Origin of the sequence: Ligilactobacillus sp. LYQ60, assembly GCF_045033015.1 — a bacterium.
In the GTDB taxonomy this organism is placed as follows: Bacteria; Bacillota; Bacilli; order Lactobacillales; family Lactobacillaceae; genus Ligilactobacillus.
Window position 1 is genome coordinate 150,824 of the sequence record NZ_JBJFZV010000001.1, and the last position, 17,928, is coordinate 168,751.

Annotated in this window: 16 protein-coding genes; 4 read left to right on the plus strand and 12 right to left on the minus strand. The window is 45.8% G+C overall.

Going from position 1 to position 17,928, the window contains the following annotated elements; all coding sequences use genetic code 11:
- Nucleotide 1: 1 nt before the first annotated feature.
- The 4 genes from dapA to ACI3EZ_RS00695 are packed head-to-tail and all read left to right on the plus strand — an operon-like array spanning nt 2 to nt 3,983.
- Nucleotides 2-955: a 4-hydroxy-tetrahydrodipicolinate synthase gene (gene dapA / locus ACI3EZ_RS00680; protein ID WP_405025200.1), complete on the plus strand. Its 954-nt coding sequence runs from the start codon at nt 2-4 to the stop codon at nt 953-955.
- A complete protein-coding gene (gene dapB / locus ACI3EZ_RS00685; RefSeq protein ID WP_405025201.1) occupies nt 942-1,715 on the plus strand; it encodes a 4-hydroxy-tetrahydrodipicolinate reductase in 774 nt (257 codons plus the stop codon). Before dapA ends, dapB begins: the two co-directional genes overlap by 14 nt.
- A 12-nt stretch (nt 1,716-1,727) precedes the next feature.
- The gene (locus tag ACI3EZ_RS00690; protein ID WP_405025202.1) at nt 1,728-2,915 is read left to right on the plus strand and encodes an aminotransferase class I/II-fold pyridoxal phosphate-dependent enzyme; all 1,188 of its coding nucleotides are present in this window, start codon (nt 1,728-1,730) and stop codon (nt 2,913-2,915) included.
- A gap of 15 nt (nt 2,916-2,930) precedes the next feature.
- Nucleotides 2,931-3,983 carry an aspartate-semialdehyde dehydrogenase gene (locus ACI3EZ_RS00695; protein ID WP_405023690.1) on the plus strand — a complete coding sequence of 351 codons (1,053 nt, stop codon included), beginning with the start codon at nt 2,931-2,933 and terminating at the stop codon, nt 3,981-3,983.
- A 57-nt stretch (nt 3,984-4,040) separates the two neighbouring features.
- On the opposite strand, the gene xerS is transcribed toward ACI3EZ_RS00695, so the two are convergent.
- The 12 genes from xerS to ACI3EZ_RS00755 all read right to left on the minus strand — a co-directional run bounded on the left by xerS (nt 4,041) and on the right by ACI3EZ_RS00755 (nt 17,926).
- Nucleotides 4,041-5,093 (minus strand): tyrosine recombinase XerS, encoded by a 1,053-nt coding sequence (gene xerS / locus ACI3EZ_RS00700; protein WP_405023691.1) that lies wholly within the window; start codon nt 5,091-5,093, stop codon nt 4,041-4,043.
- A gap of 273 nt (nt 5,094-5,366) precedes the next feature.
- Entirely contained in the window at nt 5,367-6,032 is a 666-nt protein-coding gene (locus tag ACI3EZ_RS00705) for a YitT family protein (protein ID WP_405023692.1), read from the minus strand.
- A 241-nt stretch (nt 6,033-6,273) separates the two neighbouring features.
- Nucleotides 6,274-6,552 (minus strand): hypothetical protein, encoded by a 279-nt coding sequence (locus tag ACI3EZ_RS00710; protein ID WP_405025203.1) that lies wholly within the window; start codon nt 6,550-6,552, stop codon nt 6,274-6,276.
- Nucleotides 6,553-6,799: 247 nt separating this feature from the next.
- On the minus strand, nt 6,800-7,723 hold the full coding sequence (locus ACI3EZ_RS00715; protein WP_405025204.1) for a polysaccharide deacetylase family protein: 924 nt from the start codon (nt 7,721-7,723) through the stop codon (nt 6,800-6,802).
- On the minus strand, nt 7,723-8,013 hold the full coding sequence (locus ACI3EZ_RS00720; RefSeq protein WP_405023695.1) for a hypothetical protein: 291 nt from the start codon (nt 8,011-8,013) through the stop codon (nt 7,723-7,725). The genes ACI3EZ_RS00715 and ACI3EZ_RS00720 overlap by 1 nt, the downstream gene beginning before the upstream one ends.
- Nucleotides 8,006-9,214: a glycosyltransferase gene (locus tag ACI3EZ_RS00725; RefSeq protein WP_405025205.1), complete on the minus strand. Its 1,209-nt coding sequence runs from the start codon at nt 9,212-9,214 to the stop codon at nt 8,006-8,008. Before ACI3EZ_RS00725 ends, ACI3EZ_RS00720 begins: the two co-directional genes overlap by 8 nt.
- A gap of 341 nt (nt 9,215-9,555) precedes the next feature.
- Entirely contained in the window at nt 9,556-10,659 is a 1,104-nt protein-coding gene (locus ACI3EZ_RS00730; protein ID WP_405025206.1) for an ATP-binding protein, read from the minus strand.
- A gap of 471 nt (nt 10,660-11,130) precedes the next feature.
- The gene (locus ACI3EZ_RS00735; protein ID WP_405025207.1) at nt 11,131-13,047 is read right to left on the minus strand and encodes a hypothetical protein; all 1,917 of its coding nucleotides are present in this window, start codon (nt 13,045-13,047) and stop codon (nt 11,131-11,133) included.
- Nucleotides 13,047-13,814, minus strand: coding sequence for an ABC transporter ATP-binding protein (locus ACI3EZ_RS00740; protein ID WP_405025208.1), 768 nt, complete (start codon nt 13,812-13,814; stop codon nt 13,047-13,049). The genes ACI3EZ_RS00735 and ACI3EZ_RS00740 overlap by 1 nt, the downstream gene beginning before the upstream one ends.
- Before the next feature lie 79 nt (nt 13,815-13,893).
- A complete protein-coding gene (locus ACI3EZ_RS00745; RefSeq protein WP_405023699.1) occupies nt 13,894-14,880 on the minus strand; it encodes a sensor histidine kinase in 987 nt (328 codons plus the stop codon).
- On the minus strand, nt 14,868-15,533 hold the full coding sequence (locus ACI3EZ_RS00750) for a response regulator transcription factor (RefSeq protein WP_405025209.1): 666 nt from the start codon (nt 15,531-15,533) through the stop codon (nt 14,868-14,870). The genes ACI3EZ_RS00745 and ACI3EZ_RS00750 overlap by 13 nt, the downstream gene beginning before the upstream one ends.
- A gap of 194 nt (nt 15,534-15,727) precedes the next feature.
- Nucleotides 15,728-17,926, minus strand: a complete 2,199-nt coding sequence (locus ACI3EZ_RS00755) for an alpha-galactosidase (RefSeq protein WP_405025210.1) — start codon at nt 17,924-17,926, stop codon at nt 15,728-15,730.
- Nucleotides 17,927-17,928 lie beyond the last annotated feature (2 nt).

The following is a 17,928-nucleotide window of genomic DNA, read 5'->3' on the forward strand; positions in this document are numbered from 1 at the left end:
AATGAATTCACAGTTAAGAACACGGTTTAGCGAAGCAGATATTATTACCGCAATTATTACACCATTTACTGCAGCCGGAAAAATTGATTATTCTGCACTGGAAAGACTAACTAACCGACTGCTCGCAACGGGAACCCGGGGATTTGTCATTGGAGGAACAACGGGGGAGGGGCCAACGCTCACCCATGATGAAAAAATTACATTGTATCAGCGGTTTGCGCAGATGGTTGCGGGCAGGGGCGTCGTAATTGCAGGTACGGGGAGTAATAATACGGCCCAGACCGTTACGTTTACCCAAGAAGTTGCAGCCATTCCGGGAATTGACGCTGCGTTAGTCGTTGTTCCTTACTATAACAAACCGAGCCAGGCAGGGATGATCGCCCACTTCACAGCCGTTGCACAAGCTAGTTCACTCCCAATAATGATCTACAACATTCCCGGACGAACCGGGGTTGAAATGGAACCCACAACGGTTATTCAGTTAGCCAATGTTACGGGGATTATTGGGATTAAGCAGTGTTCTTCATTAGAAAAGCTTGAACAGATTGTGGAACAGACCCCCAACAATTTTTTGGTATACAGTGGTGAAGATGCGCAAGCGCTTTCTGCCCGGGTGATTGGCGCAACCGGAATTATTTCGGTTGCTGCTCATATTTACGGCAAACAAATGCGCACCATGTACGCCGAACTAACAGCCGGGAACGTTTCCCAAGCCGGACGCATTCAGCGCTGGCTAACCCCGCGAATGGAAGCACTGTTCATGTTTCCGTCACCCACACCGGTTAAAACGGTACTGGCAGCGCAGGGAAGTACAACACCAAACGTCCGGTTGCCGTTAGTCCCACTAACAACCCCGGAACAAGAACAGTTGGCAGAAGCATTGGGGCTAGCGGCTGACGCATTTGCTCATCCCTTACCACTAAATTTAGGAGGAACTCATAATGAAAACAACTAAAGTACTTGTTGCCGGATTCACCGGTGCAATGGGGAAAAAGGTGCTGAACCTTATTAACCAAATGCCTGGTTTTGAAGTTGGTGCCGTGTATTCACCAACCGCTCCCAGCCAAAATCCTACAGATTATGCTTTAGCAGAAAATGTCCCCGTCTTTACTGCGCTCGACGAAATTCATCAAAACGCTACGATTTGGGTTGATTTTTCCGTTCCAGAGGCAGCGGCTGAAAACGTTGCATTCGCACTTGCTCATGGAATGTTCCCGGTAGTAGGAACAACCGGCATGTCCGAGGCAGCACAACATCAGCTTATTACACAAGCCGCTCAATTACACCGGGGGGGAATTATTGCCCCCAACTTTGGGTTATCCGCCGTCTTATTAATGAAGTTTGCGGCAATTGCGGCGCAGTATTTTCCTGACGCAGAAATTGTAGAAATGCACCATGCCGATAAACAGGATGCACCGTCCGGAACAGCGCTTGCGACGGCGCAAGCAATTGCTGCTGCCCGTAACCAAAAGACAAATACGCAATCAGAAAATTTAGCAGCACGTGGGGCTTTATGTAATGGTGTACCAGTCCATGCAGTCCGGCTTCCAGGCTATGTTGCTCACGAACAGGTGCTCTTTGGAGCGCCGGGAGAAGCGTTGACAATTCGTCAGGATTCCTTTGACCGGGAATCCTTTATGGCAGGAGTGCGCATTGCACTTCAGAAAGTTACCGCACTTGATCACATGGTTGTTGGGTTAGAAAATCTGCTGTAAGGAGGGAAGAAAATGGTTTTATTAGGTAACGACGTTCAATCCCAAACCAATCGGGTGTTAGCGGCGCTTCAACCCGCAGGAATTCGGGAATTTAATAATCAAATTTCCTCAATTCCGCACCTGATTAGGTTGACGGTAGGGGAGCCGGATTTAAAAACCCCTCTAAGCGTTAAGGTAGCAGCAACCGTGAGTATCTGGCGAAATCAATCCCATTACTCTGCTGCTGCAGGGATTCTTCCGTTGCGAAAAGCGGTCGCTAGGTTTATGGCTAAAACGCAACGGATTAGTTATGATCCCGCCACTGAGATTATTACGACTGTCGGATCAACCGAAGGCTTAGCCACCGCAATTATGGGATTATTCAACCCCGGTGATCAGGTAATCGTTCCCACCCCGGCATATCCACTATACATTCCACTGCTGACATTCGTTGGGGCCCAGCCCGTTACGCTTAACACCGCTCCTGACCGGTTTAAATTAACAGCGGCACGCTTAACTAGTGAATTGGAACGCTGGCCAAATGCACGGGCAATTATCCTCAATTATCCCCACAATCCGACCGGAACAACGTATTCGGAAGGGGAGTTACGGGAACTTGCCCGGATTATTAAAGCTCACCATTTAATTGTGATCACTGATGAAATATACGGGCAACTAACGTACAACCAACCACATGTTTCATTAGCGCGGTTTATCCCGGAACGAACCGTCGTTGTAACTGGTCTTTCAAAGTCGCATGCAATGACTGGCTACCGTATTGGATCGGTTGTTGGACCAGAGGCGTTAATCCAAAAAATTGCAAAGCTACATTCATACCTTGTCACCGCTCCGTCCAACCCTGCGCAGTATGCAGCGGTTCAAGCGTACCGGGATGTTCGCCCTGCTAATTCTGCACGTTCCCGGTACTACAAACGTCAGCAGTACCTAACAGCAACATTAACAGCAATGAACGTTTCGTATGTTCAGCCACAAGGAGCGTTTTACTTATTTATGCGTATTCCTGAACAATACGGAACTGATGATCGTGAATTTGCCCTGAAACTAGCAAATCAGGCAGGCGTTGGGTGCATCCCGGGACAAATTTTTGGCCCCGGCGGCGCTGGGTATGTTCGGCTATCGTACGCCACTAAACTTTCCCAGATAAAAAAAGCAATGCAGCGGTTGGAAAATTTTATGAAACAAGATAAGCGTTTAAATTAGAAAAGGGGTTTTAACATGCCACAAAGTTATAACGTTGCGATTTTAGGGGCAACCGGAGCGGTTGGAAACCGCATTATTGAACAATTAGAACAATCGACAATCCCGGTTAACCACGTTAAGTTATTAGCGTCGGCGCGATCCGCTGGGAAAAAATTACGGGTGTATGACACTCCGGTTACTGTCGAAGAAGCCACTCCGGATAGCTTTACGGGGGTTGACCTTGTTTTAGCGTCGGCCGGGGGAGCGGTCTCTAAGGCCCTATTACCGGCGGCAGTTAATCATGGAGCCGTGTGCGTAGATAATACAAGTGCCTTTCGAATGGATCCCACCGTTCCCCTAGTTGTTCCAGAGGTAAACAGGGCATCCTTAAAACAACACCACGGGATCATCGCCAATCCAAACTGCTCAACCATTCAGATGGTAGTTGCCTTAGCTCCATTACAACAGGCATTTGGTTTACAACAGGTTATTGTATCTACCTATCAGGCAGCATCAGGGGCAGGGCAGCAGGCGTTAAACGAGTTATATACCGAAACGCGCCAACACCTTGAAGAACAACCAATGACCACAACCATTTTTCCAACTAAGGGAGAACCCCAGCACTATCCATTAGCGTTTAATCTTTTGCCGCAAATTGACGTATTTGAAGACGATGGTTACTCACACGAAGAGTGGAAAATGATTCATGAAACCAAAAAGATTATGTGCGGGGAAATGAATGATCCAGCTATTAAGGTCTCCGCTACCTGTGTTCGGGTTCCGGTTGCAATCGGACACGGAGAATCAGTTTATATTGATACGGGGGATCCGACAGCAACGGCCGCTGATTTGCGGCAGGTGTTAAGCACAGCGCCGGGAGTTGTTGTGCTAGATGATCCAGATAATCAGGTCTATCCACAACCACTAACCGCGGAAGGCCACCGGGAAACGTATGTTGGCCGGATTCGGTCCGATAACGAAAATCCTGGCTGTTTTAACATGTGGATTGTCGCGGATAACCTGTTGAAGGGGGCAGCCTGGAATACGGTTCAGATTGCCGAATGTTTGGTTGCTGATCATTTACTTTAAACAATTAAGAAACCACCCAAACATCATTTTTATGACTGGTGCGGGTGGTTTAATTGGCTATTTTAATTGTTTTAGTGCATCCTTCTGGGCTTCCTGGTTAACGTGGGTGTACAGGTCCGTTGCGGAAGTCCCTTTTTGTCCAAGTTGCTGGGACACCAGCACCTGATCCTTAGTGATTCCATAGAGCTCTGAGGCAAGGGTGTGGCGTAGTTTATGAGGAGTGAGCGGGTGACCAAACGCGGTGGAATACTTCTTGATTAATTTTTCAATTGAATTGTACGTAATTCGGCGGACTGTTCCGTGGTACTGCGTTAGGAAAAAGGCGCGCTGCTCCTTCGGCGGGTTATAGCGCTCCTGCCGAATTGCCACGTAATCTTGGATATACGGCATAACCCACGGGGCAATCGGCACGGCGTCCCGCATTCCACCTTTCCGGATAACATCTAGCATGCCATCCGTCAGGTGTAAGTCCGCCACGTTAATATTTGCTGCTTCCGACACCCGAACCCCGGTACCAAGAATTAGAGCAGCAATACAGATATCCCGTTCCTTATTCTTCTTAAACGCTGCCTTAGCACGCGGATCACAGTCCTTTTCGTACTGATTTTGCATGTATTCAATAAACTCATATTTTCGTTCGCCAGTGTACATGTGGGTTTCCAAATTATGCGCCCGGTAGTTCAAGGTTTCAGTCGCGTTCAATGAATCAACCTTGAGCATGACGTTTTGGGTAAAATACGGCTTACCGTCAACCGTATCGGCAGTCACCGTTAAAAACTTAAAGAGTGAGCGGAGTGCGTTAATCGACCGGTTAATGGACGTTGGTGAATTGGAACGGCCTTGCTTGTTCGGTGAATGTTTCAAATAATCAATGTATAGCATAATGTCCGTTCGCCGAAGTTTAGCTAGCGTATCAACTGATACAGTCGTATTTTCAGTTGCAGCCGTAATGCCAGCTTCCCGCAGCCAGTTAAAGAACCGTCGAAATTCAGTCAGGTACTGGTAAATTGTTGTGACCGAATGATTCGTCTGCAAGTAAAAATCACGGATATAATCCGGTAAGTGCTGCAATTCCTTTTTGATTAACGGTAAGTACCGATCATGATCCATGGATAAAAATCCTCCTTAAAATGAAATCTTGGTTACGGGGGAGATGCGTCTGCTCCGAATAACTTGTTATTAAAATTATAGTTTTAATGACAGAAATCGTCAAGCTGAACCAGGGGGTTTTTTACATAACATACTGGTTATTACGATCTTTTTTATCCAAAAATAATTCGGTCACATATTTTTTCGATAGTTAGTCCAATTTAATGTGTGCTGAGAGACGCGCTGAGCAGTTGCGTTCGGTTATTATAATGAGAAGATGGATAATCACGACCACTAATCATCAAAACCACGGTGCTTTAGCTGACGGAATAACCGGCGATCTGCAACGCCAATTAGCCAGCCTTGAAAAATTAACGCAAAGATGGTTCCAATATTTACTGCCCACAAACGATGCGTCAGCCAAACACAAAGCAACGTGATAATAACTGCTGGTAAGTAAACGGCTAACATTGCGCGGTTAGCATTGCCTTCAAAGAATTTAAACCGCACAATCTGCATCAAGTCATCACACGGATGTAACATCCAGTTAACCCGCTGGTATAACGAAACGCCGGCGGCAATCAGAACAATTCCACTAAAATCAAGAAAAACCCGCATAATTATCGGAAGCGTCATCAAAGAAGTATGCTCAAACCACTTGCTTAACCAGTTAACGAGCGCAGCAAATAAAACCATGAAAATCACGTTCTTAAATGTCCGCCAACCCTGTATTTTTCGGGTAATTAAGATGGTTGTGATTACCAACGCCACACCCCAATATATCATAATGAAACCAAGTGAAATATGCAGGGCGTGCGCTACGTTAACGCACGCAGCAGTCCACACCGGACTCCCCAGATTTAATGCAACGGTAAGGGCGTTGCCACTCGCGTTAAGGATAAGTCCGAGAATAAAAAAGATAATTAAGCGTCCATTGAGGTGCTGCTGGAACATGCGCATTTTCCTTTCTCCTCCATGATAATAATTAATAAACCGCCCTCTATTATATACTCATTTTTACTAGTAACTGAACAATATAAAAAACAGACCGTTAAGGATCTGTTTTAAAATTACTGATTATAGAGTTATTCTGATTCCTTCGCAAAATAAGCATAATTATCACGAGAACGTGAGGCCTTGACCACTGTGAAATAAAAAAACAACCAGCATTGCCAGTTGTTAAAATTATTCAGTTTAACCATTACGCATGAACAACCTGCATTTCAGGACACTCCCGCATCCGAAATAACTGCTGCTTTTGCCGATTAATTCCCCACTTGGTTCGGGCACTAATAATATGAACGATGTGGTTACGGTAAGTATTGTTCGCATCAACCGCCCGAAACGCATCATGGAGGTTCGGCACCGTTGCAGATACGATCCGGGTTTGGTGAGTACTTGTTTGGTAATCAGTTGCGTAAACCGTCAGTTGGTTTGTTGCGTACTTGTTATTCACCGGAATTAAGTAATAATGTTTCACGGTAATCCTCTTTCTAAATCTAGGCCTTATTCTATCTCTCATTTACAGTGAATATTATGCTCCTAATTTAGTAAAAGATTGCTGGTATATTCTGAATGATCTGTTAATTATTAACCAACAACTTTGAATTCCCTTGAGGAAGATCCAATAAATTCTTTAATTCTGGGGAGAAAAGATTTATCAAAAAAAGCGCAACCCCATGGTTGATCTGGAGTTACGCTCTTATACGAATATTAAGGTTTTTAAATTAATGGGGAACCTTCCCTAAAACCCATGGTCGGACAATTTTTTGCCAAGCATCCCCGTCAATCATTGTTCGGGGTAAAGGTTGTGACAAATCCTGGCCGGGTTCAATAATGGCATTATTTAAGGAGAAAGTAATTATGCCATGCCGGGCAAAGTATTGTTGTTCCTTATTGGTCCCCTCCCCGTATGGATATGCAAAATACCGGGATTTATACCCAATATGCTCTTTGAGGGCCTGTTCAGATTGCCAAAAATCTCGCGTAAACCAGCGATAATTTTTAGCGTACATCAAAAGTGGTTTGTTTTGCTGTAACCGGTGCATGTTGTAGGTGTGCACCCCGAACGTGACGTTAGAGTCATCCCGCATTTCTTTGAGTTGCGGCCACGTTGCTAACCGTGTTCCGTTATCATACCGCCCCGTATTCCCCGTTACGATAAAAGCAAGATATGATAAATGGCCAAGGCGGTTGAGCACCGGTGTAGCATTTTCCGGAAGCGTTGCATCAACATCGTCAAACGTCAGGGTAACATATTTGTGACGCAATGGCTTAGATTGCTTGGCAAGCTTAATTGCTTTGTCCATTGAAATGATCCGTACTCCATGCTTTTTAAGAAAAAGAAGCTGCTGGGTCAACTGCTGTTGCGTAACGGAATAATCATGAATCTGATCGTTATTCGATAACGTTAGTGTAATTGTCCGAAAAATCGACCGTCGCGCAACCCGGTGATAACACAGGACTAAGATTCCGTTTGAGTGAATTTCCTGGTTAGTAAGATGTCCCGTACTAACTTCACGCTGAATGGTTTGTTGTTCCACAAACGCTTGGTATTCCTGATAGCCAATCACAGCAACCAGGGTAAAACAAATCGTAATAAAAAAAGTATGCCAATAACGTTTAATTAGGCAAGAAATGGCCTTAAGCATTAGTTCTCCCGCCGCTTCCGCTCAAGCGGATACAAAACCCGGAACCATGCGAACCGAAGAAGAGCGCAGGTGCAAACAACGCTCATCGCAATGAAAAGAACAATGCTCATTGCATGAAAGACTGTTTGGTTACAGTTAGTCAAGACATACATGTCAACCATCCAATCACTAAAATGCCGCATAAGGAAAAGAGCCAAAATGGCAAAGATGAACACTTGAATAACATTACCAACTAACATATAACCTAAGCTAAATGCCTTTTTAAACCAGTTAACAAACTTTTTAATCATCAATCTTCCCCCGATCTGATGCACCCCATGCTGCGAATTTCACTGAATCAAAGAGGTGATAAAACGCAGCAAAAACAACAACAATATTATTAAGCCAATACGTATAGAAGAAAAACGGTAAATACAACCAGTAATGCTTATAAGAGACATAGGCGTTTTTAAAATTAAATTTCTTAGAAGCCCAGTAAAATAGCACTGTTACCGCATAGTACGCAATCAACACTCCTAGGTTAATTGTCAGGTTGTGCAAAAACACATACTTGAAGAATACGCGAGTAATCGCAAAAGAAACGGCAAAGACCCACAAGTAACTGCAACACATGTCGGTTGCTAATAACTTCTGGCCGGTTGTTAACAACGGAAAGAATCCGATATGTTTCCGAAGAACTTCTAATCCACCACGCCCCCACCTAATCCGCTGTCTGACAAACCCCCGAATGGTTTCCGGAACGTAAATCTTACATAACGCGCGGGGTTGATACGTACAGTAATATCCCATATCGTACAGTCGCCACGTAACATCGATATCCTCAGTCATTGCCCCGGTACTCCACCCCCCAACCGCATTTAGGGCGGTGCGCCGAAAAAGGGTTAATACTCCAGAAACCGTCAGAATATGTCCCAGAAAAAAGGACTGTGCTCGCTTAATCATGTCAATGTTCATCACGTATTCCAGGTACTGTAACTTTCCCACGAGCGTCTGAACGTTCTTAACTACTGGGCGGCCCGTAACGGCGGCAATCCGATTATCTGCCTTAATGGCGGCAACTAAGAGGCTGAGTGATCGTTTTTCAAAGGTTGTGTCAGCATCAATGCACAGAATATACTCTGCTGTACTTTCCTTTAACGCCCGGTTTAGTGCAGCGGCTTTGCCCCGGTTAACCGGCTGGGCCATCACGACGATATTGGTATAATTCATCGCAAGCCGCCGCATAATGTCCAGCGTTCCATCGGTACTCTTATCATCAACAAGAACCACATGGAAATTTCGGTATGAAATCTGTTCCAGAGAGCGAACAGATTTTTCCAAAACCGCCTCTTCGTTAAAGCACGACATGACCACGTCCACGGACGGGCCATCATCTTCAACACCATCCGGCTTTTTAAAGAAATGACGCTCACTTAGGTTAAAGAAGACGGACCCAATTATCCACACCAAAGACATGACAATTGGATAGTAAAGTTCAAATTTACCTAACATTCCCTAAACTCCCAAGCTCATCGATAATAAGGATGTTTTCTGATATCTTCCTAAGTTTTGTTTAAAACCCGTAAGAATCACCCCACGTTCATAAGGATTCTTTTTTATTTAACCATGAATTTATGACGAAACTTTGGAATTTGGAAAATAAGTTTAAAGTTATTATTAAGTTTAAAATTGTTATAAGAACCAATCAAAAACTTGATTTATAGAATTGAAACACCGCTTTTTATATCAGCTTGTTTTAACACATAAATTATGTAGTAATAACAAAGAGACTGCGATTCTTATCACAGTCTCCCCACGGTTACGCCATATGAAATACTCTTAACTCAACTCTATTAAAACCCGGCATCATCGTACGCCCCATACCATTGTACGAATTCTTTAAATAACGGTAATGTGAACGAAACATAACCATACCCCGCACGCTGAATTATCTGACTGGCTAATAGCCGTTGCCGGTAATTTGAAAGGTAATTAACCGGTTTATGCGTTCGTTCCTGAATTTGCTTCATCTTAACTTTTGCGGTTGATTCAGCGGCCATCGCCCGGATAAACAACCGATCATGCTCGGAGAGATCCTGGTAAATTTTAGTATATGCATTTCGACTTAGGCCTAACTGATATTCGGGAAGAAGATCATTAATTAAACGCTCATCAATTACGTCCCCCGCCTGGGTATGTTTCCAAATGAGATAGCCGATTAACTGGAAAGCGTACGCATACCCGTGAGTCAATGACGTAATCCGGTTTAGAAGTGGCATGCTAACCTGGCGCTTCCCTTCGCTAAATTTTTTTGCAAACGACTGAATCATGATTGCTGGATTAAGGGGGTGCAGTTCAATTCGATGGCTTCGCAGAAGAAAAGTCAAAACACTGTTATTTTGTAGCTCGGAAATGTTTTCGGGAAGTCCAGTCATAATAAGAGCAACCGGTAGATTTTCCCGAATAAATAACTGGTATAAACTCGCAAAGGTCCGCATTGATTTGGTGGATTTAACCTCGTCGATAACAAGCATTACCCGCATATGATGGGCGGCAACCTTCCGTAACATTGTCATCAAAATGAACTGATACTGGGCCGTTGTTTCCGGCGTTTCTGTGGTAAATGACACACCAATATGAGCAACTTGAACTCCTTGAATATGATTAAACGCTTTTTGAAGTGGCGGGGTAACCATATGATAAAGCTGAGAAACAAGGGAGGCCAAAATTTCACCGGTTCCAATTAGATTAATAACTAACCAATCACGCTGCTGCAATTGGTTGCAGATATCAGTAAGCAGTGCCGTTTTCCCGGCCCCACGTACACCGTAGATCACAGTTGTTTGAACTGGTGTATCAAATCCTTCATTAATTTCAGTAACATAATCTTGAACAATTTGATCGCGGTCCAGAAAAAGTTGCGGCATCCGGCCAAAATTAGGATTAAACGGATTCATCCTGATTCCCTCCCTGTTTTCTTCTTTTATAACTTTTTATAACTACATTTTTATTTTATAACTTTTTATAACTTAAAGCCATTAAAAAATGGGGAACCATTCCCATTTTAACATCCCATGCCGAAACGTTCTTTTCCAACTCGTTACACATCCAAGTATTTTTACCACAATTCTCCTTAAACCCAATTAGTATATCCTAAAAAATCATCACCTATAAGTTGGATAAAGCTTAAAGAACTACTCGCTACACACGGACCAGTGAAGTTATTGCACGCTAATCCGTAGCTAGTTATTGGCAATAATTAGCTTAATGCAACGGTGTTCCCCGCTTTGTATGGCATCCCTTTATTCAAATTTAAAAATAATAACTGACTGGGATGTATTTGTTTCAGTGAAACTACTAAAAGATGTGCGTTGTTAGCGGTTTATAAATAATCATGCTTTTTATAAAAACAATGATCATCAAATACTTCACCAATTGCTAACATCGTTATTAGTCCGGTAATCATGAATAATCGCATAATAATTACGTGCCGTTAAAAGGTAAATTAACGCATATCCTATCCCGATTAACCCGGCAGTTGTCAAACTAACAAGGAGAACCATTCTTCCGTTATAAATGGAAAACAGCTTTAACATGCTCCGTATTGCCGGAAAAGCAAAACACGTGTTCAGGAGTGCACCAGCAAGTGGCAGGAGGAAAACCGTTAGCACCTGAGTACATACAATCTGCCGCGCTTCCCCCGCGCTCAGTCCCAGTTGAAAAAGCGTTTGGAAGCGAGCCCGGTCCTGGAGACCTTCAGCTAACTGCTTGTAATAAATTAGCATGACCGTCACAATAATAAAAACGACGCTGATGATGATTCCTATAAAGAATGCGCCCCCAAACAAGGTTGCTAAAAAGGGACCCTGCTGGTACTTCGCGGTGTATTCCTCGTTTGTAAGGTGTAACCGCGCTTGCAGGTCATCCGCAAACCGTATCTTGGCATGCTTTTTCCCAACCGTATTAAAGAATGTCGTGAACAACCACGGGGTACGACTCGTTTGGACGCACTGTTTGCGGTTACTTAAAATTACAAACACTGGTTGGTAAATCGCGTGCTGGTAGTCATAAAATAACGGATACTTCTTCAGCTGGTGCACTACCGTAAAATGACGCTGATTAATGGTAAGGGTGGTAAGTTGCAACTGATTATCCGGACAGTAAACAAGTGCTTGGTTATCCTGAAGGTGGTAATGAGTGCGGGTAACCCGGTTATACTCATCAACCGGGACAAAGGCAAGCTGGTATCGTGGCTTTGTTGGAGTAAACTGCCCGCTCTTCGTTAAATTCCCCATAATAGGCGCGGTCATGACACTTTGTTGGTAATCAGTAACCGCTAAATGGTGCCGGTGCGCGGTCTGATTAATTATTTGCCGCTGTGCTGGAGAAAACGGTTTAACCGTTGCCGTAATAACATCCTCAGGATTCCACAACCGAATTAAGCTACGCTCCCCTACCATTAAACTAACAACCGCAATCATAGAAAGCAGAACACTGGTTACCATGACACAGATGCCCGCAAGGCTTGCTCCGTTTTGCCGCATGCGTTGCCGGAGACCAGAAATAATAATAAACCGTCGCCGGTGATAGTATAGCTGCCGGTTATGCTGCAACAAGTTTAATACGAGAATGCTTCCCGCAATAAAGCACCCGTACATGCCCGCAGTTACCAGAACGATGATCAGCATAAAGGTGGGAATGGCGTCCAGCCCCGGTTTGCTAGTCATTGACAAGTAGTAGCCCGTCACGGTCGTAAGAATTCCGGCAATTCCCCCCAACCACGGAAGCCGGTTAGTCGGCTGTCCCTTTGACTTGCCGGCTGAATGATAGAACAGGCGGAACAAAATTAACCCGCCGGAAATAATAATAAATATCTCCCCACACGTTTCTAGCGGGCCAACCAAGAGCGGCGCATGAAAGTGTGAAATACCAAGAATGCGGGCTAGCGTCATAAAAACGAAACGCTCAAAGTTAATTCCCAGTAAAAGTCCTAATCCTAAGCCCCCCACCGTAACGCATGCTTGCCGAATTACGATGATAAGTCGCTTGTTAAGCGGAGCCATTCCGAGAAGCGTGTATACGCGGAACTCGTGGGCCTCACTCCGCGCTGTCATGGAACTAACGTACACCAAAAAAGCAATCGTGATAATTATCGATAGTTCAAACGTCAAGTGAAGTAGAACAACGAGCTGCTTGCCGAAAAGAAGGTGGTGAATACTTTGGTTAGCGGTTACCGCAAGGATGATGTAGTTAACCGCTACAAGCAGCGCCATGGCGATCAAATTGGGACCGTAAATTCGCCGGTTGGCGTGCATTCCCCGAAATGCAAGTTTAAGAGCGATCATCAGCCCATTCCTCCTTCCTGCGGCGCAGTACTAAGGGCCAGTTGGGTTTGAATTAACGTTGCGGCGTACGCCGTTCGCGGTTGGTCTCCGCGGTAAACGTCATTAAACACCACCCCGTCCTTGATAAAGAGGGTCCGCTGGGCATAACTGGCGGCCTCAGCACTATGGGTAACCATTACGATAGTCTGTTGGTGAGCGTGAACTTCCTGCAGCGTTGTCAATAGGGTCTGGGTTGTTTGCGAATCAAGGGCACCCGTTGGTTCGTCTGCCAGGATAAGGTCAGGGTGGGTAATCAGCGCCCGTGCGACCGCCACCCGTTGTTGCTGGCCACCCGAAATTTCGCCCGGATACCGCGCCAGGAGAGCAGCGATTCCCAGTGATTCCGCTAATTCATTAACCTGCTTCTCATAGTACCCTCCCTTCTTACCCGCAAGAATCGCGGGTAAAAGAATGTTGTCCTTATTATTTAACTCTGGTAACAGGTTAAAGTGCTGAAAAATAAAACCAATGTGCTGCCGGCGAAACCTTGCGCAAGCCGCTTCGCTAAGAGACGTAATGTCATGCCCAGCAAGCATCACCGTCCCCGCGGTTGCTGGGGTAAGGGTGGCAATGATATTAAGGAGGGTTGATTTTCCCGCCCCGGATTCCCCCATAATAGCAACAAATGATCCCCGTTCAACGGTCAGATTAATATCACGCAGGGCGGGGACCTGGTTCATCCCCCGCCCAAACGTTTTTTTAACATGGGTTAGCTTTAAAAAAACCACTTTAAAGTCCTCCTTATTCTTGATAATCCCAGTATATAAAGAACCACTGGCCCGTTTCCTTACAAAACTGCCAGCAGCCTTACAATTTGTTATTTTTCAGTTTGTTCGGTGTAAACGTAAGGTGAAAGGTCGTTCCCTGATCAATAACTGATGAGACCGTCACCTTAATTCCCAAAACGGTGCATACCTGACGAACGAGGTACAGCCCCATTCCAGTTGCATTAGGATTATGGATGCGCCCATTGTGTCCAGTAAAGCCCTCCTTAAAAATCTGCGGTTGATCAGTTACGGGGATCCCGTACCCCTGATCACTAATCAAAACCGTTTGATCATGAACACTAATCATAATGGTCCTTCCTGGTAAGCTATACTGAACAGCGTTAAGCAATAACTGGCGTACTACAAACGTCCACCAGGTGGGGTCCGTGAGTACCGTGATTGTCGGAGAAACGTCTAACGTGACTGCAATGTTCTTCCCGGTAAAAACCGGCTCTAACCGCCGGATCGTTCCGGCGATTGATCTGCGGAGGTTGACCACCGTAAATCCAAGGTCATTATGAATAAGACGCAACCGTTCCGCCGCGAGCAACATTTCAACCTGATGATTAACCGCCGTTAGTTGGGTTGTTAACCTTTGACGCTGCCGTGGTGGACACTGAAGGGCTTCTAACTTAAGCGCTGTGAGCGGGGTTTTAAGTTCGTGGGCCCACAATTCAAGGTATTCGTGACGCTGATCCGTTAACTTACTAATTTCTAACTCAAGGTTCCGCTTCTCCCGCCCTAACCGTTTTAATTCGTGAAGATAAAGTTGATCACGGAAAGAAGCCGTAAAAGCATAATCATGCTGGCGTAACCGGGAACGAACTTGAAAAAAACGAATTAGCCTGCCGGCCCCCCACACAACAACCATTGGCCAGGAAAACTGAAAAAATAGGAGGACAATTTGGTGGGTCCCAGGAACCAATTCTGTGAGAACTATAAGAATACCCAGCACCACTCCGTACCCAATAATAATTGGAAACAGCGCGGCAATGACCCATCGCATAACTTTTGTTATTCGTTCCACCGGTAACCCCTCCCCCGGACAGTTTCAATCGGCGTGTGTGTGTTGCGGAGAACTGCAACCTTTTTCCGAAGGCGACTAACATTTGTTGTTAATGCATCGTCGTTAATAAAAACATCAGCGCTCCACAGCGCACTTACCAGCGTTGAACGCATTACGGGTTCCGGTGCTGCCGTGAGCAGTAGTCGCAGAATGATTCCTTCCGTGGGCGTTACCCGAATCGTAGTGCCACCACACGTAAGTTGGTTAGTAACCGGGTTAAAGGAATAGGTGCCCCGAATGACTTTATTAGTTGCTGTATTCTGAAGAAGGAGGTTAATTTTGGCAAGAAGGTAGTCGATAGTTAGTGGCTTTTCGATGAAATCACTTGCGCCAGCAGCAATTGCCCTGCTGCCCGCTTCTGCGGTTGTTGCTGCCGTAATAAAAATAATGGGAACGGTTGGTAATGCCTGGTGAAGTTGGGCAGTCCAGTAAAAACCATCATACGTTGGGAGCGTAATATCCATTGTAATTAATGCCGGTTTAAACGCAACGGCCTCGGCGGTCACGTTTGCCCACGACTGAACCGTTGCCACCGTATGCTGCCACTTTTTCAAGGCAGCAATTAACGGGGTTGTAATTGCTAAATCATCCTCAACAACAAAAATTCGCGCCATCATCTAATTCCTTTTCTAGTTCAACGCTACAGCAACCTGTCTTCTTTAGTGATACTTTACCCGAGTATACCAGTTATTGCACCGCAATTCATCAGTAATAGCAACCACTTTCTTGCCAATGAATCACAACAACCAGGGCAACATTTAAAATGCCCTGGTTGTTTAAATTAATATTTCTTGATAGACTGTTATCCTTAATTCCGCGCCTTAAAGTGATAGGTCTTAGCGGTATAATCCTCGTGCACAAGCGGATCATACAACCCCATCCGCATTAACTCATCACCACCGTATACCGTATGGGTTGCTAGGTCCTCGTACTGTCTCTGTGGGTCAAGTCCGACCAGCTTAGTAACGTGCGCGCACGGCTGACCGCTGGATTGCGTGTGGAATGTATCAACGACCACTTCCCGCTTATCTGGAGAGACAAACATCCAGCCACACCCGTTTGTCGTATATGGATTCCGCAAACGATAAAAGTCACCAAACTGAACAAGCGGGCGAATTTCCTTATATTTGGCAACCTGTTGTTTAACCTGTTTCTGCTCTTCTGCCGTTAACTTCGTAAGGTCAAGCTCGTAGCCAAACGTTGCACTCATGGCCACGGCCCCCCGCGTTGCAAAGGAAACGCTCCGCCCCGTTTGCTGGTTGGGAATAACCGAAACGTGCGCCGTGAAGCCACTATTCGGGTAGAACAAGGACGTTGCGTACTGAATCTTCTCTCGTTCATAAGCGTCGGTACAGTCACTCGTCCAGGACTGCGGCATGTATGCCAGCATTCCGTAGTCGATCCGGCCACCACCGCCAGAGCATCCTTCAAACAGGATGTCCGGTAAATCCGTCGTAATCCGCTCTAACATGTCGTACAATCCCAAAACAAACCGGTGGTAAACCTCCCCCTCCTGATCAGGCGCTAATCCAAGGGAGTAAACATCGGCCAAATGACGATTCATGTCCCACTTCACGTAATCAACGTTGTTTTCGCGGAGAATTTTTTCCACCTGAGCAACAATATTATCCCGAACTTCTGATCGGGTAATGTCCAGGATATACTGGTTACGGGACGGTGACGGCTGGCGCCCAGGAACCTGCATCAGGTAGTCCGGATGATCTTCATATAGCTTGGAATCAAATGAAATCATTTCTGGTTCGAACCACAGCCCGAACTTCAACCCCTGTGCGTGAACGTAATCCACGAAGTGCTTAATCCCGTGCGGAAACTTCTTTTGGTCCACAAACCAGTCGCCTAAAGAACTGTTATCGTCGTCCCGGTGGCCGAACCAACCATCGTCTAACACAAACATTTCGATCCCGAGTTTCTTGGCATCATCAACAATTGGGGTTAAGCGTTCTTCGTTAAAGTCCATAAACGTTGCTTCCCAGTTATTAACCAGAATTGGGCGCTCAAGATCCCGCCACTTTCCGCGGGCAATCCGCTCGCGTGCAATGTGCTGAAGGGTGTTACTCATTCCGTTAAGTCCATTTGGTGAGTACGCCACAAGTGCTTCGGGAGTCTGGAAGTCATCCTCCGGGTTCAGTTTCCACGTGAAGTTATAATCGTTAATTCCCGCAACTACCCGCGTCTGTTGAATCTGATCACGTTCAACCTGCATAGCGTGATTCCCCGAATAAATTAAGGAAATTCCGTATGCTTCCCCCGTATTCTCCGTTGTGGTCGGGTCCACCAAAGCGATAAAGTTACTCATCTGGTGGCTGGTGGTTCCCCGCCGACTTTCATATGAGTGCACGCCACGGCTCAGTGGTGTCCGCTCCATCTGGCGTTCACGAGCGTGAGCCCCTGGTAAACTAATAATCTCAAAGTCCCGTGGAGCGAAGTCTAACTGTAATGATGCCGCTTTTTCCAGGTAAACCGGCGTATCAGCGTGGTTAATAATGCGGGTTGACCGGGCAATTACCGCGCGCCCCATAAAGATGGAGTATCGGAGTTCTAGTTCCAGGTGCGCCACTTCATCTACAAGGGTGACCACGAGGGTTTCGCCCTCATCACCGTCCTCAACGTACGTACTCGGCAACCCCTTAAGCGCTGGCTTTCCCGTCTCAATCCGGTAATCGGAGTACTTGAAGCGTGTTGCCCGCGAACCGTTTTCCTGCCGGACAATCACCGCCGGAATCCGGTAGTCACCGATACCATTGGGAGTGTATTCCTGAAGCAGCGAATCCGGGGAGTATGTCCTGTCAAGGGAACCCGGCAAATTACCCGAAAAGCCCCGATCAGCGTACGGGTACTGGCGCTGCCCGTGGTAGGCATGGATCCGCTGGCCGTAGTACAGGTGGCTTAATAAATCCCCCTTTTCAATCTGGAATAGGTACGAAACCTGATCGTTATGCAGGTGAAAAACCCGCTGTTCTTCATCAAACGTGATCATTTTGCTCATGA

Coding starts and splice junctions, on each gene's coding strand:
- ACI3EZ_RS00720 (WP_405023695.1), bottom strand. CDS start 8,013: ATGATTAAAAAGTTTGTTAACTGGTTTAAAAAGGCATTTAGCTTAGGT.
- ACI3EZ_RS00730 (WP_405025206.1), bottom strand. CDS start 10,659: ATGAATCCGTTTAATCCTAATTTTGGCCGGATGCCGCAACTTTTTCTG.
- ACI3EZ_RS00750 (WP_405025209.1), bottom strand. CDS start 15,533: ATGGCGCGAATTTTTGTTGTTGAGGATGATTTAGCAATTACAACCCCG.
- ACI3EZ_RS00735 (WP_405025207.1), bottom strand. CDS start 13,047: ATGATCGCTCTTAAACTTGCATTTCGGGGAATGCACGCCAACCGGCGA.
- xerS (WP_405023691.1), bottom strand. CDS start 5,093: ATGGATCATGATCGGTACTTACCGTTAATCAAAAAGGAATTGCAGCAC.
- ACI3EZ_RS00695 (WP_405023690.1), top strand. CDS start 2,931: ATGCCACAAAGTTATAACGTTGCGATTTTAGGGGCAACCGGAGCGGTT.
- ACI3EZ_RS00715 (WP_405025204.1), bottom strand. CDS start 7,723: ATGCTTAAGGCCATTTCTTGCCTAATTAAACGTTATTGGCATACTTTT.
- ACI3EZ_RS00755 (WP_405025210.1), bottom strand. CDS start 17,926: ATGAGCAAAATGATCACGTTTGATGAAGAACAGCGGGTTTTTCACCTG.
- ACI3EZ_RS00690 (WP_405025202.1), top strand. CDS start 1,728: ATGGTTTTATTAGGTAACGACGTTCAATCCCAAACCAATCGGGTGTTA.
- ACI3EZ_RS00725 (WP_405025205.1), bottom strand. CDS start 9,214: ATGTTAGGTAAATTTGAACTTTACTATCCAATTGTCATGTCTTTGGTG.
- ACI3EZ_RS00705 (WP_405023692.1), bottom strand. CDS start 6,032: ATGCGCATGTTCCAGCAGCACCTCAATGGACGCTTAATTATCTTTTTT.
- dapA (WP_405025200.1), top strand. CDS start 2: ATGAATTCACAGTTAAGAACACGGTTTAGCGAAGCAGATATTATTACC.
- dapB (WP_405025201.1), top strand. CDS start 942: ATGAAAACAACTAAAGTACTTGTTGCCGGATTCACCGGTGCAATGGGG.